This is a genomic window from Paraburkholderia sp. RL17-381-BIF-C, assembly GCF_046026435.1.
In the GTDB taxonomy this organism is placed as follows: domain Bacteria; phylum Pseudomonadota; class Gammaproteobacteria; order Burkholderiales; family Burkholderiaceae; genus Paraburkholderia.
Genome location: NZ_JARESX010000004.1, coordinates 48,083 through 69,936, shown reverse-complemented (window position 1 = coordinate 69,936; position 21,854 = coordinate 48,083). Strand labels below are relative to the sequence as shown.

Below are 21,854 nucleotides of genomic sequence, written 5' to 3'. Positions count from 1 at the left end.
CAACCCGAAGGCGCCAAGGTCAATGGAAAGTCAGGCTTGGCTCGGTTTTCGGGTCAGCCGCGAGTCCGGCATCTTTGCGCGCGACCTCCGGTACCTGCCGCCCCATCTCGATCTTGTCGGCCGAAGCGAGTGTGGCGATGCCGCGAAACGCGAGTTTGGCGCTTCAAGCTTTGATTGCGCCAGAGGATCATCTTCGGCGAGCCTGTTATTCGGACGTGCCGCAGACCTCCATCTAGAAACTCGTGCTGCGCAGTATCGACGCGGTATCTACTCGGCCTTCCGTGATCAGAAGGCCCTTGGAGTCGGTTTTAATCGTCATGCCGAGGCCCCCTCTTCGGCCCAACCATCAGGGACGTAGCGCTCGACCAAATACGGAATCGGCTGCATCCGTCCAGCGCGCAATTCACTGAAATAGTTGTCGATGAGTTGGTTGCGCATGACCTTCCGGCGCAGCGGCTCGGCTGCCTGCGCGAGTTTGTCGGCCGCGACCACGAGCGCAGAACTGCCGCGAACTTCGTCAAGCCCATGCTTACGAGCGGTGGCAAGCGCCTGCTCAACGTTCTGCGCGGCTTCGCACACGCGCGCGAAATCCTCCCGGACGGGCTGCGCCTGATTAGTGAACTCGATCATCACCGTAGCGAACTGGGCGGCAATGTCGCCCAGTATCGATTCCGTACCGCGCATGAGGGCGTGCTGGTGAGCAACGCGCGGGTCGAACTGTGTATGCGGCGAGAGTCCGAGCAGGAAATCGCACGAGACGGCATAGACCTGAGACGCCTGCCGCAGAAACTGATGGTCGCGAGGAATCTGCCGCTTCCCCGATTCAATAAGACTCACCTGCGTCGAGTTCGCGTAGCCAAAGCCCGCCGCCGCCTCGACTGCGGTCATACCTGACAGCACCCGCGCAACGATCAGGTTGTAACGCAGCGTCTCCAGTTCTTCAGGCTTGTTCTTGTCGCGCACGAAGCGCTTGATGGCTTGCCGTGCCTGTGCGTCGTGCCGCGAATCGGAAATGCTTTCGTCTTTCAGATCACTCATCTCGACTCCCCCTTGCTTCAGAAGGCAAGTGCTTACCCATAAAACCCCGCAATGTCGCGGCGGTCGATTGCCGTGAGCGTCGCGACGGTGAGTTGAACGGCCACATTGATGGCTTCACCCTTGCTTGAACGCGGCACGGTGAAGGGCTTGGAAATGCTCTCGATGACGATAGGCAAAATGGTCTGATCGCCGTATTTCATCGCGAGCAATTGAGGCGAGACCGACGGAAATATGGTTTCCAAGCCGAGGTTCTTCAGTCCATTTTGCAGCGCGCCTGCGATTACGCCCTGATCGGCGAGATACTGCGGCACCGCCCATTGTTCGAGTTGCGTGATGGGGTCACGCACCTCGCTTTTCGGGTCGATGAGCGCGCGAAAATGTGCCGTGAAAGAGAACTTGACGGGCGGCATACCAGAGAAAACCTGCGTCGAATTCAATTTCGTGATGCCGGTGCGGCCGGTCGCGCTGCGCAGCAGCTTGATGGCGTCCTCACCGCCGTCTTTACTGAATTTTGTTACGAGCGCTGCTACATCTGCCGACAGCACGCCCGATTGCAACATCGCAGAGATAGTCGGCACCTTCGATTCAGCGCCAGCGCCTTCAAACGGACTTGTCCAGTTCAACGTCATTTCCTGCGAGCCGTCGGTGATCGGCGTCCACACCTCGTAGCCATCGTCAACGGTGAAGTTATCGGCGGCTGACAGCGTGCGCGTGCCAAAGCTCTGCACCCAGTCATTGCCGTTATCGGCACGTTTGACCGGATAGAACTTCGCGATCAGGTTCGGATTGAGCCCGTCCCATTTTGAGGACAGGATTTTGGCGGTTGGCGTCTGAGCGGTCATTGAGGCTCCATTGCGGCGGGCTGATGGGTCGCATCACGCCAGCGCTCAGCACACGCGCGCCCGTAGATGGTCTGGACCGCGACCGGATAGCGTGCCGCGATAGACTTCGCTGACTCGCCGTTCGTGTATGCTAAACGCACGGCCAACCACAGTTTGGGCGTCATTCTTCGAAGGCCAGCCATCACGCAGCCTCCGACAGGAACGCCGTCGCGCCAATCCGTAGCCGTGCCGCCAACTCGGCATCGCGCGCCAACGCATCGTCCAGTTGCGCGCACCATCCAGCGAGATCGTCGGCCGACGGCTTCGGCTCAACGCTCGACGCCTCTTCGAGGCTCATGCCCGCGTCAACCAGTTTGCCGATAAAAGCACGGCGGGCCGCGTCGAAGTTCGAGATACGCGTTTTCAGGCCGCGAACGACCTCGCCGAGGCGCAAACGCTCTTCAATCGCGGCATGCACCTCCGTTCCGGCCTTGCTCATCTGGTCTGCCTGCTTGGCTCGCAACACGCGCTGCGCGGACCAAGCGGCCTCCCGCTGACCCCGCACGTCGGCAAGGCGCTCGCGCAGCGATTCGTCAATCGTGCAGCCACGTTGGACGGCTACGGCTTTCGCCTGTGCGAATTCCTCTTCCGGACCCACCATTTCGAGCAGCGCGCTGCGCTCCCTTATGAGCAAGGTCAGCAATCCCGTGTATTTTCCGGAGCCAACGGGCTCGGCCCGTTCGCCTGCACCGTTTGTGACGGGTGCGGAGACGGGTTCTGTAACGGGTGCGGCGGCGATTTCGATGACGGGTGCGGCGCGACCCTTGAACGACGGGAGTTTTTTCATAGCAAATTGACTTCAATTGGGAGAGGCACCCAATATCTCAGCGCCGCGGACTAGCAAATCCAGCAGTTTTCCTAAAACCGACAGAAACGGAAAATTGCTCGGCCGATAGCGCTCTGTTATCACGCGCACACGCGAGCGCGCGGGCGCGCGGGCGCGCGCACTGGGCGCAAATAATTCGTGGGCCGTTGAATCAACAGGAGAGCCGTCCGCCCATATTCGACGGACGTTTCAGCCGGTTGAGCGCGCCCGCGACGCTGCTTGAGCAACGAACTCGGCAGGGCGTCACTCTGCCAGCTTGCGCGCAGTTGTCAAAACGCGGTGACTTGCCTTCAAGCGCACGAACACGTCCGCCGGTCGGCCGCTCGTCGCGCTCGTGCGGGTGGCGTCGCGCTCGACCAAAGCATGGCGAAGCTCGGCCACCTGGCGGAGGCGAGTGACAAGCGCGGCGTGCGCGGTGCCCTTAGTCATGGCGGGGCCCGCCCTCGCTGCGTTGCTTGCGCGCTGCCACGGTCGCCTTGCCCGCCGCTGCCTCCGCCATGCCGCGCTCGTAGATGGCGTCCAGTTCGCCGACACTCGCTTGCGTGACGGTCGCCGTCACGGTCAGCTCGGCCTTATCCCGCCAGCCAAGCAGGTTTTTGGCCGCCATCACGGCAAAGCGCGAGTCGTACGCGCCGGACAGGCCGCCCTCAATCAGCAAACTTGCCTGCCGGTCCCGCGCGCGCTCGAAGGCAAAACCGAAATCGGGGTACCGCTTTGCCCAATTTCGCAGCGTCTGGACCGCGACACCGATGGTGTCGCTGAACCTCCCGAGCGTGGGGAAGGGTTTGGCGCGCGCTTCATGCACGACAATCGTGCCGCCTCGGCCGTCCTGCTTCACCACCTCGAAGACGCGTTCAGCGGGACCGTCGAAGTGTGCGAGCAGCGCCTCGCAAAACTCCGGCCGGTAGCGACTCGGACGACCTGCGCGGCGTTTTGCGGGCTTTGTGGGTGCAGGCGCTACCATGCCCTTGCCCGCATCCTTCGAACCCGTTGCGCGCGCATCCTTGCCCATTGCCGGGGTGGTACGCATCGCCGACGTGCCATCCCTCGAAGACTCCTGGTTTTCCTTACTAAATTTCTTCATCTGTGTTCCCCGTTGATTCGGTCGGTTTGCTCTCTGCGGGCGTCCGCGTTAGACCAGCCGCCAGCGCACGACGGGTCCGGCGCTGGACTTCGGCCTCCGGCAGACTGGCGCGACGCAAAAGCGCGGCAATCGCGGCAGCTTGCGTTTCGCTGGCGGTCGCTTTCATGCTGCAAGTGCCTCGTGCGCGAAATTGATCCTGTGCGCGGGCATAGCCTCACCGCGCCCATGTGCCTTGATGATGCGATGCGCCCATTCGCGGCCACCGCCTTGTTTCACGGAACGCAGTAGGCCGGAATCGTTGATTAGGGCGTCGAGTTGCTGGCGGCCATGTTGGCGCGTCGATTCGCTTTTGCCGGGTGCCGCAAGAGCCGGTACGCGTGCCGGAACGGGCGGAATTTCGCCGCCTTCGATCACTTTCGCGAGTGCCGATGCGAAGCGCGGCTTGATCTGCGCGTGCGACAGCGAGAGCAGATCGAATTCACCGATCCGCACTGCCGCCCAGTAAATCGCCGGGCTCGACCATTGGTCGATCCCGTTTCGACGCGCCGCCATCTGCTCCACCGCCTCACGAATCGACTCGTCAACGTCGAGCGCCGGCTTGCAGAGTTCGAGAAACTCGCCCCAACTGGGCGGCCACTTAAGGCGCTCTGCACCGGCTAGACCACGGCGCACGTCGGCGAACTTCAGCGCGTTGCTGCGGATCTTCTCGCGCCATACGCACTTCATGTTCTCGATACCCGAATCGCGACCATCAATGATATGCCCGCTGCGAAATGCGTCCAAAAACTTGTTGCCGAACAAGCCGTGCAGTTGGCCGAAGAGCCAATCCATCGGGTCAGCAGAAATTGCGCCCGAATTAAGCGTCGATGGTGAAAGGTTCGTTGTCATAGCTCGGGGTTCCTAAGCCGATGGACGCCGCTGCGGCGGCGCGGGATGCTTCGCGATGGTTGGTCGGGCCGATGTTCGACGAAATACGCTGCAGGGTCTTTGCTGGCGGTTCCCATGCCTCAGCGAAGTGGCGGCTGGGTCCGAAGAACGTTGCTGCCATCTTCACGTACTCGGTCCCGGTCTTGCCGGTGTCCTCGCAATACTTCGCGTAGCGCGCCACACCGCTCATCAAAGTCTCGAAACACTCACCAGCGGCAAGGCGAGCCTTCCATGCCTTCAGCGCGTCGCGCTTGCTGTTGCTACCGGCGCGTTTTGGGTATGCGGCCCATGCCTGCTCGAACTGCTCATCCGCAGCTTTCTCGCCCGCGCTATATACCCCTCCCTTCAATGAATCGTTCGTTGGTACCTTCATGGAGTAAATCTCATGGGATTTACTCGGGGGTAAATCCTTAGGGCTCACTGGGGGGTAAGCGCTGCTTACGGGGGTAAGGCTATCGCCGGAGGGTGCGTCGTCGCCGTCCGGTATTGCATCGGGCTCGCCGATGTCGAACAGGACTCGATAGCGATTACTCGTCTGCCCGCCGTCCGACTCACGCGTCCACGAATGCGCTTCGAGGTAGCCCCACGATTTCAGGTCGGCAACGCACTGGGACACCCGAGCGAGCGAAACGGTCGAGCCATCCACCGACATGCGTTCGGCGAGTTTCTTGCGGCTAGGCCACGCCCATCCATGCTTGTCCGTGTACGAACACAGAGCCATCAGCACGCGCAAATGGGTCACAGACGTGAGACGGGCATCACTAAGCAAGCGCGCGGGAAGAACAATGAAACGGCTCACTCGGTCCCCCATTGGTCAAAGAGGCCCGGCTGGCGACACTCGGCTAGCTCATACATGGCGACGCCATTGTGCGAAAAGCCATCGGAATCGATGGCCGTCACGCGAGAGGATGCAATCGCGTGACCAAGCGCGACGAGTTCCTTGATCCGCATCGCGGGATGGCTGACGCCACGCGCACGCAAGCTGTAGGTAGTCTGCGGGCCGCCGCGCAGCGCTTCGACAACGCGGACACGCTGTGCCGCTGTACCCATATTCGAGGCGGCCATTACACCGCATCACCATTCAGCAGGCGGGCCAAATCGGCCACCTTCCATGCGAGACGTCCATTAATGCGTACGGGGCGGATAGGACCGCTTTCCAAGCAGGCCCATTTTCTGAGAGTCTGCGGCGCGCGGCTGATCGCCGGGGCTGCTTCAGCGGTCAGCAGGGTGTCGCGACCACGCGCTACAGCTGCTAATCCAGGCGGGATGGATTGCAAGGCTTGCATCGTCTTTTTCCTTTCCGCATCGCGCGGATTTGTTGATGACGATGCCTATTAAATCTCCCTCTATACCGTCCCTCGCAAGCTTCCCTCACTCCCTCAATTTGAGGGATGGCTATCGAGGGAATTGACTATTTCATCATTTTTCCGCAAGCGCTCCCATGCGAGGTCGAACACCTTGTTGGTGTAGTCAAGCTTCCGACGGACCTCATATTTGAGGCCAGCCTTACCCGGTTTGTTCGCGGGAATAGCCTTGGGATTGTGACCGAGTTCGACAATTACCCGCAGAATCTCAGACTCCTGAAATCGCTGGAGCGGGACCGGCGCTTTGACCTCGACACCCGACTCCGAAGTGACCGGCCAAACGTCGCCTGCCGTGCTAGGCGGCGAGCCGCCCGGTGCGCTCTCCCTGGGCTTGGCTACCGCGTCATCTGCCGGGCTTTCGGAATTGACCGCGCCGACGCGATCACGATGCCGCGTCAGGAAGGCCAGTGCTAGCCGATTGAGTTCGGCGTACTCGACCCTCAGGTCAGCGACCGCGACGCGTGTCGACTTCGGATCGGTCGAGCGGTACACGTCTGTGCCCCCGTCGGGGCGGTGATTTAAGATCGATTTTAGATCGACGGGGCCGCCATCCGCGACCATCAAATCGTACGCCGTTATACGGTCGATTCTGAATTCCCCCCATCCTTTCGGAACGAATTGCGGTTTGACCGGCTTCCCGTTTTTTTTTGAAAATCGAAACGGTTCTGGCAGCAGCACGCTCAAATGGATGGCACCTTGGTACGCCATCGTGAGAATAGTCGATTCGTCAAATCTGTCGGGCAAGCTCGAACTCTGCGCGAAATCGTTCAGTAATTCCACCGACTTGCGGATCGTGTTGAAGAGCGCTGGTTGAGCCTTCATTGTGTTTTTCCGGGTCAATGCGTTTTTCGACGGCAAAACGGCCTGCCACCCCTTTCGTACCAGCCTCAGTGAGACACTGCACGCAGAGCTTCCAACTCGACAATCAGGTCTTGCAGCTTCACGAGCGCGCCGCCGTCCGAATTTGCCGCATCGTGCAACGCGCAGAACATTTCGGACGCAACTCCGTCGTGGTCCGTATCGGGAGCTTGTGGCTTGACCCACCTTTCCCCGGCGATTGCCAGACTGACCACGCGCGAGCGTTGCCGCTCAAGCTTTTCCAGCGTCGCGCAAGCGAGCGCGATCATCGTATCGATACTCCGGCGATTCTCTTCGGCATGATTGTATGTTGTCACGTTTCGCAATCCTGATTTTTTAAGTTGTGGACGGTAAGAATTAGAGTTCTCGCCAGTTCTTCCTGATACCGTCAGGCGGCGGTCAAGCTCCGTTCAGGCCGCTAACCGCTTCGCCGGCTTCACCTTGGCCGTGCTTTGCTGTTCGGCGTGCCACAGGTCATATTGCAACTGCGCGCGCAGCCACACTTCGGGACTTCCCTCCAGCCACTGCGCCAGCCGAATCGCCATTTCGGCGCTGATAGCCGCCCGCCCGTTCAATACGCGCGACAGGGCAACACGCGACACGCCCAGTTGTTCGGCCGCGTCGGTCACGCTCAGGCCCAAGGCAGGCAGCACGTCTTCCTTGAGCGTTTCGCCGGGATGCGGCGGGTTATGCATACGCATGATGGTTCCTAGTGGTAATCCTGATAATCCACAATCTCGGCGTCTTCGCCCACAAAGCGAAAGGTCATGCGCCAGTTGGCATTGACCCACACCGCCCAGTGGTCGGCCAAATCCCCCTTGAGCGGATGCAGCCCCCATCCGGGAATGTCCATCTGCTCCGGTTTGCTGGCCACGTTCAGAATGGCGAGCTGGCGGGCGAGTTTAGCTGCGTGGTCGGGCCGGATTCCGGACTTGCTGCCGGCTTTGAAAAAACGTTCCAGTCCTTTGTGTGCGAAGCTCTTAATCACGGTTAATTGTATCTCGTAGCGTTACGCGATTCAAGGGTTTGCGGCCGTATGCCATCCGGTCTGGGCCTGTGCGGGCTTGAAGTCAATGTGGGCCTCTTTGAGAATCCACGCCTCCAGCTTGTCGTGCCACATGCGCAGTAGGTCAAGCGGACGTACGTTGTAATGGCGCTCGGCGATGGCGGACGGCTTATGCCCCATGATTTGCGCCTTTATGCCTGACGGGATTTCCGTCCATTCGGCGAGGCTTGAGAATGACCGCCGCAGACCGTGCAACGTAACTGGCGCGATACCGGCAATCTGGCAGGCACGGTGCAGGGCATTGTTCGGGGACGCCAGGCGGCCATCGGCGGAAGTTTTGCTGGCGAATACCCAATCCGACGGCTGCCATTTTTCGCCCTTGGCCTCAAGGCTGCGCATCTGCCGCACATTCGGCGGCGTCTCGTTGATGCGCTTCAGTTCTAGCAGCACGCTGGCAAAATAAGGTGTTAGGGGAATAACCCGTCCGGTTTCAATTTCCACCTTGTCTTTCAGTCGCAGGCCCCGCCACCGGAAATCCACATCCTCCCAGCGCAGTTCGGCCAGTTCCTCCCGGCGCGCGCCGGTTAGCAGCAGGCCAATCAGGTAAGCTTCCATGACCGGATTGCTGAGCTGGCGGACGGCAAGGAACCACGCGGCCAGTTGCTCGCGCTGGATGGAATCGGTTTTGGCGGCCTGCTTTGGCAGGGCATCTTTCGAAAGGCGAGTGGCGACGGCCTGCGGGTCGATGAGCCCCTGATACTCGCTCCGCGATTCGCACCACGTCGTGAATATGCGCAGGAGATTGAAGGCTAGCCGGACACGAGCCGGACGCTGGGCGGCCTCATCCGCCAGCCATTCGCCCATGCGATCTGCGCTCAGATCCGACAGCTTCAGCGGCATCAGCGCGGCGAGCGGCCCCGGCTCCGTCAGTCCCTTGCCGCGCTTCTTCGGCTGGCCGCCAGCACTAGCGAGCGTTACATGGTCACGGTAATGCAGGTCGCTCCACTTCGAGCGGCGAGCCTCGATGTACGCCGTCCAGGCGTCTGCCAGCGTCACGTCCTGGCGGCGCGCCTCAGCCTTTCGCGCCTCATGGGCGGCGCGCTGCTCGGCGGCTTCCTCGCGTGGGTCTTTGCCGGCGTCAATCAGGCGTTGCAGGCGGCGCGCTTCGTCCCGCGCATCGTCAATGCCCCAGTCTTTCGGCGAGCCAATCGTGACGCGCACCGTCGCCCCGTTCAGCTTGCCTTGGAAGATATAGGACAGCGCACCCGCCGCCGTGGCACGAAGGCCCAAGCCGGACGCACCGCTATCCCAGAGAAACGCCTGAGACTTGCCAGCAGGGCAGCTATGCCCGTTGACCCTCCCCGCCGTGAAATTAACCTTCGCCACTGTCGCCACCATCCGGGTTTTGGGTTACACGCACTTCATGTAACCTCTATGTAACCCGATTTTAGGCAAACCAATCAACGCAAGTCAACAGGATTTTGTAACCCGAATCGGCCACGAACATTAACTATCAGCGGTTTCAGCCGATTTTGTGAATTTCAGTCAACGCTAAGAAATACCATCTTGAGAGGATTGTGATTCCTGTTGTCGTGGGTTCGAGCCCCATCAGCCACCCCAAAGAATTCAAGTAGTCAAGTTTTACGAACGGCGTTGTGAGAAATCACTACGCCGTTTTTGTTTTGGCCTTTGCGGTTTTCCTTCGCGGTTTGAATCCCGCTTCACCGCGTTGCGTCCGACACGTTGGCTCCGCCCTCATCCCTTTCGGTCGAAAGCCGCCCCGTGTTGCGCATGGCCGATAGCACGTCCTCGATCTTCGCGTCCTCGAGCGGGCGCCGACCGGCGCGCAGGCGTCGAGCGTTTGTCAAATCAATGGCACGTTGCAAATCGGAAGTTTCGGCGGCGATATACACCGCGATCCCGTAGCCGTATCGCTCGGCGAGTTTGTAGTCAAAGAAGTATTTCATGCTTTCGTTTTCGGCAGCCGCACCGAAAACTTTACAGGAACGCCGCCAACGTTTCAGCGAGCCGCCCGCTGCGAGGCGTCATCCTCTATACGATTGTCGGCATCGCCCTGCTGTCGTGGGAGGCGGTGCGTCCGCAAAAATCGCCGAACCGTCAGCCGTCAGTGCTGACTCGCGTTCAGCAACATCCAGATCTGCTTGTGCGGCTCGCCGGTCAGAATGCGAGCGAACACCGCGTTGCAGCGCACGCAGGTGTAGTGCTCCTCCACTCGCACGTCTTTCACCGCCCCACGATTATTCAGCGCCAACCTGTCGTGCGGGCTACTGGCGGCCGGTTGGCCATACAGGTCAGCGCAGGCAGCGCATGGTTGAATCCATAGGTCCATCAGAGTGCTCCCCCAAGCAACGGATCCGATCGAATTCGATCGAGCCGCGCTTCATTCAATGCATTTAACCTCGTTGCGCCGCGGGTCTTTATTCCTCAAAACCCTTGCCGCACGGGGTCGGACCATCGCTCACGCTTGTCCCGCCTGCCTTGCGCCGATTATTCCAGAATAGAGAACAGTAATTTCAAGTTATCGATACAAATTCTCGATAGTAGGGGTATACACTGCATTCCATCGACGTTGCAGATACACCTCACCGGCCCCTGCGACGCCTTCCTGAAATGAAGTCGTAACGTTATCGGAGTCACACCATGAAGACCAAGCTCATCGCCGCCCTGCTGGTTGCTGTTTCTGCCTCGATCGCCGCTCCCGCTTTTGCTAGCGGCTACGGCCCGGCACCGTTCTATCGTCCGTCGGTCGGCGCACCGGCTTCGCAACAAGGCCAGAACGCACAAACCGTCGCGGCTGAACGCGCTAACGCTGAATCGAATGCCTACGGCGGCGTGAACAACGTGTCGTCGCAATCGGGCGCCAAAGAGCCGGTTTCGGGCCCGCAATCGGTTTTCTTCGGCCACTAAGCAGTTGCCGTTGAACCGGCTGCCTCACGAGGGCGGCCGGTAAACTGGGCGCCGCGCATGCAGTATCGATGCCGGCGCCCAGTTGCGTTTACCTGGCTTCGCAAGCGGTCCCGCAAGCCGCCGCAAAACCCCGCTGCAAAACCCGCTCCACAGCGGGGCCGTTGCGCGAGACGCGCTGCTCATTGTCACCGCATCGCGACTTCTCGGCGGTTTATTTCTCTTTTGGCGATTCGCAAAACCGGATCCGGTTGCCGAACGGATCGACTGTCTCGAGCACCCTGCCCCACGGCAACGTCTCAATGCCAGGTTTCCCATATTTGTAGTCTTTGCGCTGAAGTTCGGCATGGAACGCGTCGATGTCCTGCATCGGCACGAAAATCGTCGATCCGGGTGTGGCGTCACCGTGGTGCTCGCTCAAGTGCAGGATCAGGTCGAAGCGCCGCACCTGCGCATAGAGCGGGCTCTCTTCGAACCGGTGCTCCCATTCGACGGTAAAGCCGAGAAAGTCTACGTAAAACTCCCGCGCTTTTTCCTCGGAGAAAATACGGATGATCGGGATGGCGCGCGCAAAATGCAAAGCGGTCTCCGGAAAGTCTTGACGGGACAAGCAGATTAACCGAACCCGTGCGCGATTTCACGGCAGCGCGCCTCGGCGCCCCGATCTGCGACCAAACCGCTTGGGCGCCTAACCGGGCAACCCCTCGGCAAACCCCGCGTCGATCACTTCGCGCGCCGCCCGCAAGGCCGCCTCGGCCGCGGCATGCTCGGTGGACCATAGGCTGTCGATATGCACGAGCCGCCAGTCGACCACCACCGCGCCGTTGCGCAACACCCGAAAATGCGTTTTGACGCCCGTCAGCACCTGCTCGACGGCGACCTCGATGTCGTAGTCCTGATAGCGCTCCTGGTAGTCCCCCATATCGAGGCCCTTCGGCTCCATGGTCTCCTCCGTGATACCTGCGCGAATCTGACGGCCAGACTCGTCCGGCGAGCACGCCAGCGGCTCGCGGAACGATTCGGCCCGAACGTCAGGCCGTTGCCGCTTCGACGATCAATCGCAATCGCCCGAAAGGTATTGCCGGCCGTTGCAGGTGATCTCGACTTCGCCGCCGCTCGCTTCGGCAACCAGGCCACCCGCCAGCAATTCAGCGGTCACGGACTGCTCGAGTTTCGGCGCCGGCTGTCCGACACCGACGTCGTTCAGACGCCGCAAGGCCTCGACCGATTCGGGACTCAATGACTTAGACATGGCTGCCTCCGTCTACATGCTCAATTCATCCTAGCAAGTTTCGGGGACGTATGCAGGTGCCGCGTCGAGGCACGCGGGTTGCGTCGCGCAAATGATTCCGCAAGCACGACGGCGTCGACACCGGCAACCGGAACCCGGCAGGCGGCACCGCCAAGGAGGACGATCATGGAGCGAAACAGATGGGCCGCGCTGATAGCGGGCATCGCGCTGGCAATAGCCGGCGCGCGCGGAACGGTGACATTCGCGCAGACGGCGAAGCCGGGACAAGGGCAACAATCAGGACAACAACCCGCACAAAAACCCGCGCAGGCAGCGGCGCCGGACGCCAATTCGTCGATGGTCAGGCCGCCTCAGTCCGCCCCGGGCTTGAACGGCTCAAGCGGCCCAAGCGGCTCGATCAATCCTGACAATATGCCGATCAAGCGCCCCGAGAAGCCGACCAACGACAAGATGATGCACGAGCCGCCCGCCAGCGGCGCGAACGCGAAATAGCGCAAGCCTCACAGGCGCGCGATCGAGACCTCCGTCGACTTCACCAGCGCGACCACTTCCGAGCCGACCTTCAGATCGAGTTCGTCGACGGAGCGCGTGGTGATCACCGAGGTGACGATACCGAACGGCGTATCGACATCGACTTCGGACACCACAGGTCCGCGGATGATTTCCTTGACCTTGCCTTTGAACTGATTGCGTACGTTGATTGCGGAAATGCTCATTTCGAGTGGCTCCAGAGAAGCGATTGAGAACAGTCAGTCCAGGAATATCAGACGGCCCAGCGGACGTCTGTCGGCCGCCTCGCGCGGCCTTCGTCACGTGTGTCGTACGCACGGTCGGACAGCGCGTCGTCGTTCGGCGCCGTCTTCAGTACGCGTTGCAACACATGCTCTTCGAGCGCGGCGAAACCGGCCGACGCGCGCGCCCGCGGACGCGCCAGCGGCACCGGCTGATCGAGCGCAATGCGCCCTTCTTCGATCAGCAGAATCCGATCGCCGAGCGCCACGGCTTCATGTACGTCGTGCGTCACCAGCAGCGCGGTAAATCGATGTTCGCGCCACAGGCGTTCGATCAACGCGTGCATTTCAATGCGCGTCAATGCATCAAGCGCGCCGAGCGGTTCATCGAGCAACAGCAGTTGCGGCCGATGCACCAGAGCCCGCGCCAGCGCCACGCGCTGACGCTGGCCGCCGGAAAGCTGCGCGGGCCAATCGTTGGCGCGCTCCAGCAAGCCGACTTCGGCGAGCACGGCGCGGGCGTCCTCACGCGCGCTGCGGCCCAAGCCGAGCATCACGTTTTGCAGCACGCTCTTCCAGGGCAACAGACGCGCGTCCTGAAACATGATGCGGGTGTCGAGCGGGCCGCCGTCTTCGGTGCGCTTTTCGAGCACGCCCGAAGTAGTCTTTTCCAGACCGGCGACGAGCCGCAGCAAGGTGGATTTGCCGCAGCCGCTGCGGCCGACGATCGCCACGAAACTGCCGCGCTCGATCGACAGATTGAAATCGGCCAGCACCTCGCGCTCGCCATACCGCTTGCCGACGCCGCGCAACTCCACCGAATAGTCCGCCGCGCGGCGCACGTCGTCGCGCGCGAGCGCGCCGCCATGCAGCCGCGAATCGGCGCGCGCCTGTTGATGATGCGCCGCATCGGCATGCTCGAAGTCCGCGGCTTCGTTCGCGTCATGTTCGACGGTGCGGGCTTGCACCAGTTCGGCTTCGAGGTCGCTGCCGGCGATCCCGCCGAACGACGCCGACAAGGTCGTTGCGTTCATGGCTTCGCTCCTCGTTGGTAGGCCGGGTGCCAGCGCAGCGAGACGCGCTCGAGGCTCTTGGCCACCACATCGGCGAGTTTGCCGAGCGCGGCGTAGAGCAGAATGCCGACCACCACCACATCGGTTTGCAGGAATTCGCGCGCATTCATCGTCATATAGCCGATACCGGATTGCGCGGAAATGGTCTCGGCGACGATCAGCGTGACCCACATGAGCCCGAACGCGAAGCGCACGCCGACCAGAATCGACGGCAACGCGCCCGGCAAAATCACATGCCGGTACAGCGCAAAACCCTTCACGCCATAACTGCGCGCCATTTCGATCAGATTGGCGTCGACCGAACGGATGCCGTGGAAAGTGTTCACATAGATCGGGAAAAATACGCCCAACGCAACGAGAAACACCTTCGCTTCCTCTTCGATGCCGAACCACAGAATCACGAGCGGAATCATCGCCAGTGCCGGGATGTTGCGGATCATCTGCACGGTCGAATCGAGCGCGACCTCGGCGGGCTTGAACAGCCCCGTGGCGAGTCCGAGCACGAGTCCGATGCCGCCGCCGATCGCGAAACCCGACACCGCGCGCCACGTGCTGACCTTTACGTCCGCCCACATTTCACCGGACTGGATTAGCGACCACGCGGCCTTCACGACCGCGAGGGGTTCGGGTAGCACGCGCGTGGACAGCACGCCGCTGCGCGCGGCGAACTCCCACGCCAGCAGAATCGCGAGCGGCGCGAGCCACGGCGCGAGATGCGCGCCGATCCGGCGCAACGTATTGAAACCCGCGCCGCCAGTTGCGCCTTCGTCCCGATCCGTACTTACAGTGGATTGAGCCATGCTTGCCTTCCTCATTGCTTATCGATGATCGCGCGTGCCGTTTGCAGCACCTGCACTCAGCTCGAACTCGCCGCCTTCGGCAGATAGTTGTTGCCGACGATCTCGCCGAACGGACCCGACAGCGGCCCGTTCGAGACTTTGTTCAGCCGGTTCGGCAGCAGCGGAAACACGAGTTCGGCGAAGCGATACGACTCTTCGAGATGCGGATAGCCCGACAGAATGAAGGTGTCGATGCCGAGGTCCGCGTATTCCTTCATGAGCGCCGCCACCTGCTCCGGGTTGCCGACCAGCGCCGTGCCCGCGCCGCCGCGCACGAGGCCCACGCCCGCCCACAGGTGCGGATAGACCTCGAGCTCCGCGCGGCCGCCGCGCTTGCCGCCGTGCAGTGCGGCCATGCGGCGCTGCCCTTCGGAGTCCATCTTCGAAAACGAAGCCTGGGCACGCGCAACGGTGTCGTCGTCGAGCTTGCTGATCAGCTTGTCGGCGGCGGCCCACGCTTCTTCTTCGGTCTCGCGCACGATTACGTGCAGACGGATCCCGAACTTGATCTCGCGGCCGTGCGCCGCGGCGCGCGCGCGAATGTCGGCGATCTTCTTCGCCACTGCGGCGGGCGGCTCGCCCCACGTCAGATAGGTATCGATATGCTCGCCCGCCATGTCGTGCGCAGCCGGCGACGAACCGCCGAACCACAGCGGCGGATGCGGATGCTGCACCGGCGGATACAACGCCTTGCCGCCCTTCGAGCTCAGATGCTTGCCCTCGAAGTCGATCGCGTCGTTGGTATGCGCGGCGCTCAGCAGCTTGCGCCAGATGTGCAGGAATTCGTCGGTGATTTCATAGCGCGTGTCGTGGTCGACGAACACGCCGTCGCCTTCCAGTTCCGCCGCATCGCCACCGGTCACGACATTGATCAGCAGACGCCCGTTCGACAGACGGTCGAACGTCGCTGCCATACGCGCGGCCAGACCCGGCGACGAGATGCCCGGGCGGATCGCCACGAGAAACTTCAGCCGTTTGGTCGCGGCGATCAGGCTCGACGCGACGACCCACGCGTCCTCACATGAGCGGCCCGTCGGCAGCAGCACGCCCTCGTAGCCGAGCGTATCGGCGGCGACGGCGATCTGCTGGAAGTAGTCGTAATCGGCTGCGCGTGCGCCTTGGGACGTACCGAGATAGCGGCTGTCGCCGTGAGTCGGAATGAACCAGAACACATTCATTTGCTGCTCCTGCATGATCGAAACTGGATTGAATGGAAACGGTGCGTCGAGTGCCGGCGCGCGCGGCCGCGCGCATCCATCCGGCACACAGCCGGACGGTGCAGCGCAAGAAGACGGAAAACGCGGTATCGGCGCCGGCTAGCGGCGGCAGCGGACCCGCCGGCGCGCGTGCGCCATGTGGCAGGTGAAGATCGGCATCAGGCAGGACATCGCGACGGCTTCCCTCGACCAAACGTGCGCGTCATGCGCGCGTCGATTAAACGGCGACGGCGGCAAACGCCGTCTGTATGGTGAAAGAGTCTATGGATCGGGCCGCGGCTTTTGAACGATTTTTTTTAGCTTAGGTTTTCCACTTTCGTGATTAGCCCGACGCTAAAGCATACGGATGGCGCGCTTTGTGGATGCCTGGTGGACGCGTGGTGGACGCCTTTTTGGAACCGAGTTGCGGCGAGCAAGCGTGTCACGCTCGCTAACGCGCCGGGCCGCGCGACGTGTACCGCCCTCCCGCCAGCCCCGGCGCGAAGCGACAGGTCTGGGGCCGCTCTATATAATGGCGCACGTTTCCAATAATCCGGTGCAGGCCACGCGACACCACGCCGCCTGTACCCTGGCGGTGCAATGCATGCAAAAACTCATCCTGCCGTTCGTCGCCGGTTTTCTGGCTTCCCTGTTCTTCCACGAATCGACACTGGCGCTGCTGCACGCAGCCGGGATGATCGACCCGACCGGTTTTTCGACCGCCCCGTTTCTACCGCTCGGGCTGCCTGAGTTCATCGCCAACGCGATCTGGAGCGCGTTCTGGGCCGTGCTGATGGCGTGGCTCCTGCGCGTCGCGCCGCATCGTCGCGCGCCCTGGGTGCCGGCCTTCGTGTTCGGCGGCATCGCATTGACGGCGGCGAGCGTGTTTGTAGTCGATCCGCTGCGCGGCATCTGGCCGAGCGGCAATATGCTGCCGCGCCTCGCGGTCGGTTTCGCGGCGAATGCCATGTGGGGCTGGGGCGCGCTGGTGTTCATGCGCGCCTTCATGGCAAGCGAAGATGAGGAGTGAGTGTGGACAATGCGCGTGGGCAATGAACGGTCCCCGCACGCTCGCCGCACGTCACGCGCCACGCTGACATGCCGCTCGCAACGGCGGCATGACTTTCCGGCGTTTCAGGCTTAGGGCCTAACCGCGCAAATCCCGCAACGGGTGTTCGCTGGCCGGCCACGGGCTCTCGAACATCTTCTCGACCTCGGCGGCGCTCACGTCTTCAATGCGCGCAAAGCGCCAGCGCGGCGCGTTGTCCTTGTCGATGATGCGCGCGCGAATGCCTTCGATCGTGTCGCCCTGCAGAAAGCTGGAGCGCGTCAGATCGAGATCGCCGCGCAGCACGTCCGCCATCGAACCCTCGGCGCGCGTCACCACTTCCAGCGACACCGCCATCGACAACGGCGAACGTTCGCGCAATATCGCGATCGTCTGTTCGGCCCAATCGGCGGCCTCGCCACTGTCGCGCTCGCTTTCGAGCGAGGCGAGAATGCGCGCGACATCCGGCAACGCGAAGTGACGGTCGATCAACGCACGCGCCTGTGCGAGCGATGAGGCCTCCGGCTGCGGCACGACCTGGTACGCAAGCGCCTCACGCTCGATGCACGCCACTACGTCCACGCCTCGCTCGAACAGTTCGCTGCGCAAGGTATCGATCAGCGCGGGCAATGCCGCGTCCTCGATATAGGCGTCGGCCAGACCCGCGTAGAGCGCATCGGCCGCGTCGATCGTCTCGCCTGTCACGGCCAGATAGCGCCCGATCGCGCCAGGTGTGCGGGCCAGAAACCAGCTTGCGCCGACATCGGGAAATAGCCCGATGCGGGTCTCGGGCATCGCCAACCTGGTCGAGTTGGTGACGACGCGCAGGCCGCCGGTACGATGCGCGCCCTGTGAAATACCCATGCCGCCGCCCATCACGACGCCGTTCATCAACGCGATATACGCCTTGGGATAAGTGAAGATGGCGTGATTGAGCCGGTATTCCTCGCTGAAAAACGTGTCGCGCGCGTCCTGCTCGCCGCGCTGCGCCGTCTCATACAGAAAGCGGATATCGCCGCCCGCGCAGAACGCGCGCGGGTGCTGGCTGCGCACCACGACGGCGAGCACATCGGGATTTTCGCGCCACTGGTCGAGCGCCGCGTGCATTGCACGAATCATCCCGGTCGACAGCGCGTTGAGCGCCTTCGGCCTTTCCAGTTCGATGAAGCCGATTCGGTTGGCTACGTAGGTCGCGACTTCGTCGCTGATGGCGGGCGAGGCGGGAATGGACATGGAGTGCTAGGCGCAGCGGCGCGGTATGAGGTGGAATTGAACGGTATCACGCACGCGTGGGTTTGCGCCTTGAAGCGGGCGCGGGTTCGGGCGTGGGAACCTTGGCCGTCGCCGCTTGCGCCGGCTTCCTGCCCGGCGTCTGCGTGGCAGGTTCGTTGTCTTGCTCCGCCGGCAACTCCGTGCTCGCGCCGGAGGGCTTTTTCTTGCGTGTGCCCGCGGTCGTCGCGATGCGCTGCGACGGCGCGTTGTTTGGCGTCGCATCCGACACGCCCAGCCAGGTATCTAAAGCGACGCCCACGACCGTGTCGAGCGGCGCGGTCGGAAACACGGGACAGGTGAGGTTCAGTGCAACGATACCGTGCAAGGTCGCCCAGAAGGCCTCGGCCCATACCGCCACATCCGTCGATGCCGGCAGCCCGCCCGCCGCTTTGAGTTCCTCCAAAGCGGAGATCATGATGTGCAACGCGGCCTCGCCGGGGTCGTCCTCGGGTTCGGCCGAATCACCACCCGCCGCGTCCGCTGGCGTGACTGCCGTGTCGTCGTCCGCCGCCCTGCCCTTGAGCGCGCCGCCCAAAGCCGCGCCGGTATAGCTCGGATCTTCCATGAAGATCAGCCGGTAGGTTTCCGGATGCGCGACCCCGAACGCCACATAAGCCCGCCCGAGCGCCTTGAGCCGCTCAGCCGGATCGGCGATGCCCGCGAGCGGCACGAACGTCTCCAGCAATTGCGCGTAGCCTTCCGCGCACAATGCCTGCGCGATCTCGTCGCGGCTCGCAAAGTGCAGGTAGAGCGTGGCCGGTGAATATTCGATGGCGTCGGCGATCTTGCGCATGGACAGCGCGGCAAAGCCTTCGCGCATCACGATGCGGCGGGCGGCATCGAGGATGCGTTCGCGCAGTGCCTGCTTCTGGCGGTTCTTTCGTTCAGCGATTCCCATGGCGAACATTTTCCGGTTGACAAACTGAAAAGTCAAATTAAACTGAACACCGTTCACTAAACGGTGTTCATTAAATTTTCATTCGTCAATCCATTCATGCAGGCGCGATGCGGCGCCGTTTCGAGGAGTCGTCATGCAAGCCATAGGCAAGGTGGGTTTATTCGGAGCCGCGGGCGCGGCCGGTCAGATCATCGCAGCGGCGCTCAGTGCGGCGGGCCGCGACTACCGCGTGGTCGGCCGCTCCCGCGAGGCGCTCCAGGCCGCGTTCGGAAACGATCCGCATGCGGAGATCGTCACGTGGAATCCGGACGACCCCGCTTCGATTCGCGCGGCCGCGCAAGGTCTGCAGACGGTGATCTACCTCGTGGGCGTGCCGTACGACCAGTTCGCCGCTCATCCGCCGCTCATGGAGCGGACCCTTGCCGGCGTGAAGGCGGCAGGCGTCGAGCGCTTCATTCTGATCGGCACCGTGTACCCGTACGGCCGCGCGCGCGGCAATCCGATCAGCGAAAATCATCCGCGTGAGCCGCACACGTTCAAAGGACGGATGCGCCTCGCGCAGGAAAATCTGGTGCTGGCGGCGCATGGACAGAACGGCCTCTCGACCCTCGTGCTGCGCCTGCCCGACTTCTACGGCCCGGGTATCGAGCGCAGTCTGCTGAACGGCGTTTTCGAGGGCGCGGCGAACGGCAAGCGCGCCCAGGTGATCGGCCCAGTGGATGTGCCGCATGAATTCATCTATCTGCCGGATATCGGGCCGGTGGTCGAAAAGCTCACGCGCACGCCGCAAGCGTATGGCCGCTGGTGGCACCTTGCCGGCGCGGGCACCATCACGCAGCGCGACGTGGCGCGGCAGGCCTACGCGCTGGCGGGCCGCGAGCCGAAACTGCTAGTCGCCGGCAAAACGCTGCTGCGCCTGCTCGGCCTGTTCAATCCATTGATGCGGGAACTGGTGGAGATGAACTACCTGATGACCGAACCGGTCGTGCTCGACGATTCGGCGTTGACGGAACTGATCGGCCCGATCGTCAAAACGTCTTACGAGGAAGGTATCCGCCATGCGTTCGATGCGGCACGCGAGGCGGCAGCCTCTAGCGCTGGGGCAAACAGAAGCGCGGCGAACGCGGTTTGAACGAGGGCGACGAGAGCTGTGGAGGAAACCGTGAGCGGTGTTCGCGCGGCCAGTTGCCAGCCGGCTAGCGGCCGTTTATGCCAACGCATGACGGATCGCCTCGGCCCGCGCCACCGATCAGCCGCACGCGGCAGCAATCCGGAGCAGTCCGGAACGTTCGGCAGCACTCTATTCCAATGAGTCGCACTCACGCGGCATCAACCGCCCACACCGCTCACGTTGCCCGGCGGAAAATGGCCGCTTTTCAGCAGCACGGGCGTGCCGTTACTGATCTGCAAGTGCTCGCGCGCCACCGCTTCGATGCGCGGACGGCCGGCGTCGAACGCGCGCATCCACCCTTCCAGGTCTTCGGAGTAGGCGCCGAAATGATCTTCGAGCGCTTCGACCGAAATCGCGCACGGCACCGGTTCGCCGTCCACCAGCGCGGGAAACACAACGGTCAGATTGGAGTCGCGGTAGGCAGGCGCGTCCGCGGGAAACCGAATTTCCATGGTCGCCTCATCAGAAAGGTCCGGCAGGAAACCAGCGCCGGCGAGAGAGGGCCGGCCCCGGACAACGTCGATATGGTACTCGCGCGGCCGGACCGCGGTCCAGCCTGCGGCGGCGCTTTCTTCAGCAGTTTCGACGTTGCTCCCGGCGATGCCTTGCTCCCTTGGAAACACCGCCATCAAGCGCCTCCCAGCAGGCGGTCGACGTAATCCCGCGCGGCCTGCTCGACAAAGACGAGCGCCTCCTCTTCGCTGCCGAAGCGCTGGCCGTCGCCGAGATCGAGCAAGGTTTCCATGCGGTGAGGATCGTCCGGGCCGTGTTCGGCGAGACTCACCGAGCCGACGTAAGTCCCGCTCGCACCGCCCGCAGGCGTGGCCGGCGTATCGGCCGCGTGCACGAGACGCGCGGTGGCGCTGATGTAGTAACCACGATAGGGGCCGCTGACCCGTTCAGCCATATTCGTTCTCCTCGTTGCAATTCATGAGCGGATGCCGCGTGGGCGAGTGTCCGGGACGCCTGCTCACTTTGACCCCGTGTCTGAGCGCCGTGTCGACCCTTGCGCGCCTCGTCCATACGGAACAGGCGTCGGAGCGCCACGGCTAACCACTATGTAAGGCGCCTCGCAAGCCGATTAGTTCTGTACAGCCAGCCAGCGAGGCGCCCAATCGCACTTGTGCGGCCCACGCCGGTCGAACCACATAGTCGGCACGATCCGTGCTGCCGCGACGACGCCCTTTTCAAGTCAGCGAGCGCAATATGGGAAAATATTTTCTGCAGAACCACGAACTGCCCGAGCCGGATGCGGCAAACACATGGTTTGCCTACGCCGAAAGCCACGGCATCGACATTCCGAAAGCCATCAGCATCTGGGAAGACGCGGCCACGGAAACAGGCGCTGAAAGCCGTCGGCTGGTCAGCGCAGCGGGCATTACGATCGAAACGCCCTGAGCTTGCCCCCAACGAACAGACGCTTCTCGTCTGCGTGGCATGCCCACTATCACTCTGAAAGGAAACA

Annotated in this window: 32 protein-coding genes; 5 read left to right on the top strand and 27 right to left on the bottom strand. The window is 62.4% G+C overall.

From position 1 onward, the window contains the following. Positions 1-315: 315 nt before the first annotated feature. The 16 genes from P0D70_RS04690 to P0D70_RS04615 form a co-directional block, all read right to left on the bottom strand. On the bottom strand, positions 316-963 hold the full coding sequence (locus P0D70_RS04690; protein WP_408183079.1) for an XRE family transcriptional regulator: 648 nt from the start codon (positions 961-963) through the stop codon (positions 316-318). Positions 964-1,070: 107 nt separating this feature from the next. Continuing rightward, complete coding sequence (locus P0D70_RS04685; protein WP_408183077.1) at positions 1,071-1,880, bottom strand: hypothetical protein; 810 nt, start codon at positions 1,878-1,880, stop codon at positions 1,071-1,073. A 181-nt stretch (positions 1,881-2,061) separates the two neighbouring features. After that, positions 2,062-2,706 (bottom strand): hypothetical protein, encoded by a 645-nt coding sequence (locus P0D70_RS04680; RefSeq protein ID WP_408183075.1) that lies wholly within the window; start codon positions 2,704-2,706, stop codon positions 2,062-2,064. 282 nt (positions 2,707-2,988) lie between these two features. Beyond that, complete coding sequence (locus P0D70_RS04675; RefSeq protein WP_408183073.1) at positions 2,989-3,174, bottom strand: hypothetical protein; 186 nt, start codon at positions 3,172-3,174, stop codon at positions 2,989-2,991. Continuing rightward, a complete protein-coding gene (locus P0D70_RS04670; RefSeq protein ID WP_408183070.1) occupies positions 3,167-3,829 on the bottom strand; it encodes a terminase small subunit in 663 nt (220 codons plus the stop codon). The genes P0D70_RS04675 and P0D70_RS04670 overlap by 8 nt, the downstream gene beginning before the upstream one ends. A gap of 162 nt (positions 3,830-3,991) precedes the next feature. After that, positions 3,992-4,660: a hypothetical protein gene (locus P0D70_RS04665; RefSeq protein ID WP_408183066.1), complete on the bottom strand. Its 669-nt coding sequence runs from the start codon at positions 4,658-4,660 to the stop codon at positions 3,992-3,994. A gap of 25 nt (positions 4,661-4,685) precedes the next feature. After that, complete coding sequence (locus tag P0D70_RS04660) at positions 4,686-5,555, bottom strand: helix-turn-helix domain-containing protein (protein WP_408183062.1); 870 nt, start codon at positions 5,553-5,555, stop codon at positions 4,686-4,688. Beyond that, the gene (locus tag P0D70_RS04655; protein WP_408183059.1) at positions 5,552-5,821 is read right to left on the bottom strand and encodes a helix-turn-helix domain-containing protein; all 270 of its coding nucleotides are present in this window, start codon (positions 5,819-5,821) and stop codon (positions 5,552-5,554) included. The genes P0D70_RS04660 and P0D70_RS04655 overlap by 4 nt, the downstream gene beginning before the upstream one ends. After that, a complete protein-coding gene (locus tag P0D70_RS04650; protein WP_408183056.1) occupies positions 5,821-6,042 on the bottom strand; it encodes a DNA-binding protein in 222 nt (73 codons plus the stop codon). Before P0D70_RS04650 ends, P0D70_RS04655 begins: the two co-directional genes overlap by 1 nt. 93 nt (positions 6,043-6,135) lie before the next feature. Continuing rightward, positions 6,136-6,942, bottom strand: a complete 807-nt coding sequence (locus P0D70_RS04645) for a hypothetical protein (RefSeq protein ID WP_408183053.1) — start codon at positions 6,940-6,942, stop codon at positions 6,136-6,138. A 65-nt stretch (positions 6,943-7,007) separates the two neighbouring features. Then, entirely contained in the window at positions 7,008-7,247 is a 240-nt protein-coding gene (locus P0D70_RS04640; protein WP_408183051.1) for a hypothetical protein, read from the bottom strand. A gap of 141 nt (positions 7,248-7,388) precedes the next feature. Continuing rightward, entirely contained in the window at positions 7,389-7,682 is a 294-nt protein-coding gene (locus P0D70_RS04635) for a HigA family addiction module antitoxin (RefSeq protein ID WP_408183294.1), read from the bottom strand. A gap of 5 nt (positions 7,683-7,687) precedes the next feature. Next, positions 7,688-7,966 carry a type II toxin-antitoxin system RelE/ParE family toxin gene (locus tag P0D70_RS04630; protein ID WP_408183049.1) on the bottom strand — a complete coding sequence of 93 codons (279 nt, stop codon included), beginning with the start codon at positions 7,964-7,966 and terminating at the stop codon, positions 7,688-7,690. Between the two features lie 30 nt (positions 7,967-7,996). Then, on the bottom strand, positions 7,997-9,370 hold the full coding sequence (locus P0D70_RS04625; RefSeq protein WP_408183047.1) for a tyrosine-type recombinase/integrase: 1,374 nt from the start codon (positions 9,368-9,370) through the stop codon (positions 7,997-7,999). A 335-nt stretch (positions 9,371-9,705) separates the two neighbouring features. Beyond that, a complete protein-coding gene (locus P0D70_RS04620; RefSeq protein ID WP_091794635.1) occupies positions 9,706-9,951 on the bottom strand; it encodes a hypothetical protein in 246 nt (81 codons plus the stop codon). A gap of 158 nt (positions 9,952-10,109) precedes the next feature. Further along, positions 10,110-10,334 (bottom strand): hypothetical protein, encoded by a 225-nt coding sequence (locus P0D70_RS04615; protein WP_091794638.1) that lies wholly within the window; start codon positions 10,332-10,334, stop codon positions 10,110-10,112. A 311-nt stretch (positions 10,335-10,645) separates the two neighbouring features. Between P0D70_RS04615 and P0D70_RS04610 the strand changes: the two genes are divergently transcribed. Beyond that, the gene (locus P0D70_RS04610) at positions 10,646-10,912 is read left to right on the top strand and encodes a hypothetical protein (protein ID WP_091794641.1); all 267 of its coding nucleotides are present in this window, start codon (positions 10,646-10,648) and stop codon (positions 10,910-10,912) included. Positions 10,913-11,123: 211 nt separating this feature from the next. On the opposite strand, the gene P0D70_RS04605 is transcribed toward P0D70_RS04610, so the two are convergent. The 3 genes from P0D70_RS04605 to P0D70_RS04595 form a co-directional block, all read right to left on the bottom strand. Beyond that, positions 11,124-11,489, bottom strand: coding sequence for a glyoxalase superfamily protein (locus P0D70_RS04605; protein ID WP_408183044.1), 366 nt, complete (start codon positions 11,487-11,489; stop codon positions 11,124-11,126). A gap of 108 nt (positions 11,490-11,597) precedes the next feature. Then, positions 11,598-11,852 (bottom strand): DUF6566 family protein, encoded by a 255-nt coding sequence (locus tag P0D70_RS04600; protein WP_408183042.1) that lies wholly within the window; start codon positions 11,850-11,852, stop codon positions 11,598-11,600. A gap of 111 nt (positions 11,853-11,963) precedes the next feature. After that, positions 11,964-12,161 (bottom strand): hypothetical protein, encoded by a 198-nt coding sequence (locus P0D70_RS04595; RefSeq protein WP_091794647.1) that lies wholly within the window; start codon positions 12,159-12,161, stop codon positions 11,964-11,966. Positions 12,162-12,326: 165 nt separating this feature from the next. Between P0D70_RS04595 and P0D70_RS04590 the strand changes: the two genes are divergently transcribed. Further along, positions 12,327-12,653: a hypothetical protein gene (locus P0D70_RS04590; RefSeq protein WP_408183039.1), complete on the top strand. Its 327-nt coding sequence runs from the start codon at positions 12,327-12,329 to the stop codon at positions 12,651-12,653. An 8-nt stretch (positions 12,654-12,661) separates the two neighbouring features. On the opposite strand, the gene P0D70_RS04585 is transcribed toward P0D70_RS04590, so the two are convergent. From P0D70_RS04585 to ssuD, 4 genes are read right to left on the bottom strand one after another with little or no spacing between them, the layout of a single operon-like run. Further along, complete coding sequence (locus tag P0D70_RS04585; protein WP_011488137.1) at positions 12,662-12,877, bottom strand: TOBE domain-containing protein; 216 nt, start codon at positions 12,875-12,877, stop codon at positions 12,662-12,664. 47 nt (positions 12,878-12,924) lie between these two features. Beyond that, entirely contained in the window at positions 12,925-13,926 is a 1,002-nt protein-coding gene (locus P0D70_RS04580; protein WP_091794651.1) for an ATP-binding cassette domain-containing protein, read from the bottom strand. Continuing rightward, positions 13,923-14,765, bottom strand: coding sequence for an aliphatic sulfonate ABC transporter permease SsuC (gene ssuC / locus P0D70_RS04575; RefSeq protein ID WP_408183036.1), 843 nt, complete (start codon positions 14,763-14,765; stop codon positions 13,923-13,925). Before ssuC ends, P0D70_RS04580 begins: the two co-directional genes overlap by 4 nt. 56 nt (positions 14,766-14,821) lie before the next feature. Then, complete coding sequence (gene ssuD / locus P0D70_RS04570; RefSeq protein WP_091794655.1) at positions 14,822-15,982, bottom strand: FMNH2-dependent alkanesulfonate monooxygenase; 1,161 nt, start codon at positions 15,980-15,982, stop codon at positions 14,822-14,824. Positions 15,983-16,604: 622 nt separating this feature from the next. Between ssuD and P0D70_RS04565 the strand changes: the two genes are divergently transcribed. Then, on the top strand, positions 16,605-17,030 hold the full coding sequence (locus P0D70_RS04565) for a hypothetical protein (protein WP_091800563.1): 426 nt from the start codon (positions 16,605-16,607) through the stop codon (positions 17,028-17,030). 117 nt (positions 17,031-17,147) lie between these two features. Here P0D70_RS04565 and P0D70_RS04560 read toward each other — a convergent pair whose 3' ends face one another. Both P0D70_RS04560 and P0D70_RS04555 read right to left on the bottom strand, forming a co-directional pair. Beyond that, positions 17,148-18,281: an enoyl-CoA hydratase/isomerase family protein gene (locus tag P0D70_RS04560; RefSeq protein ID WP_408183033.1), complete on the bottom strand. Its 1,134-nt coding sequence runs from the start codon at positions 18,279-18,281 to the stop codon at positions 17,148-17,150. A gap of 46 nt (positions 18,282-18,327) precedes the next feature. Beyond that, positions 18,328-19,218 carry a TetR/AcrR family transcriptional regulator gene (locus P0D70_RS04555; RefSeq protein ID WP_408183031.1) on the bottom strand — a complete coding sequence of 297 codons (891 nt, stop codon included), beginning with the start codon at positions 19,216-19,218 and terminating at the stop codon, positions 18,328-18,330. Positions 19,219-19,351: 133 nt separating this feature from the next. Between P0D70_RS04555 and P0D70_RS04550 the strand changes: the two genes are divergently transcribed. Then, positions 19,352-20,350, top strand: a complete 999-nt coding sequence (locus tag P0D70_RS04550) for an NAD-dependent epimerase/dehydratase family protein (RefSeq protein WP_408183029.1) — start codon at positions 19,352-19,354, stop codon at positions 20,348-20,350. 197 nt (positions 20,351-20,547) lie between these two features. Here the strand turns inward: P0D70_RS04550 and P0D70_RS04545 are convergent, their stop codons facing one another. Both P0D70_RS04545 and P0D70_RS04540 read right to left on the bottom strand, forming a co-directional pair. Further along, positions 20,548-20,841: a DUF1488 family protein gene (locus tag P0D70_RS04545; protein WP_091800569.1), complete on the bottom strand. Its 294-nt coding sequence runs from the start codon at positions 20,839-20,841 to the stop codon at positions 20,548-20,550. 176 nt (positions 20,842-21,017) lie between these two features. After that, on the bottom strand, positions 21,018-21,296 hold the full coding sequence (locus P0D70_RS04540; protein ID WP_408183027.1) for a hypothetical protein: 279 nt from the start codon (positions 21,294-21,296) through the stop codon (positions 21,018-21,020). Between the two features lie 299 nt (positions 21,297-21,595). Between P0D70_RS04540 and P0D70_RS04535 the strand changes: the two genes are divergently transcribed. After that, positions 21,596-21,787, top strand: coding sequence for a hypothetical protein (locus P0D70_RS04535; protein WP_091794665.1), 192 nt, complete (start codon positions 21,596-21,598; stop codon positions 21,785-21,787). Positions 21,788-21,854: the final 67 nt, after the last annotated feature.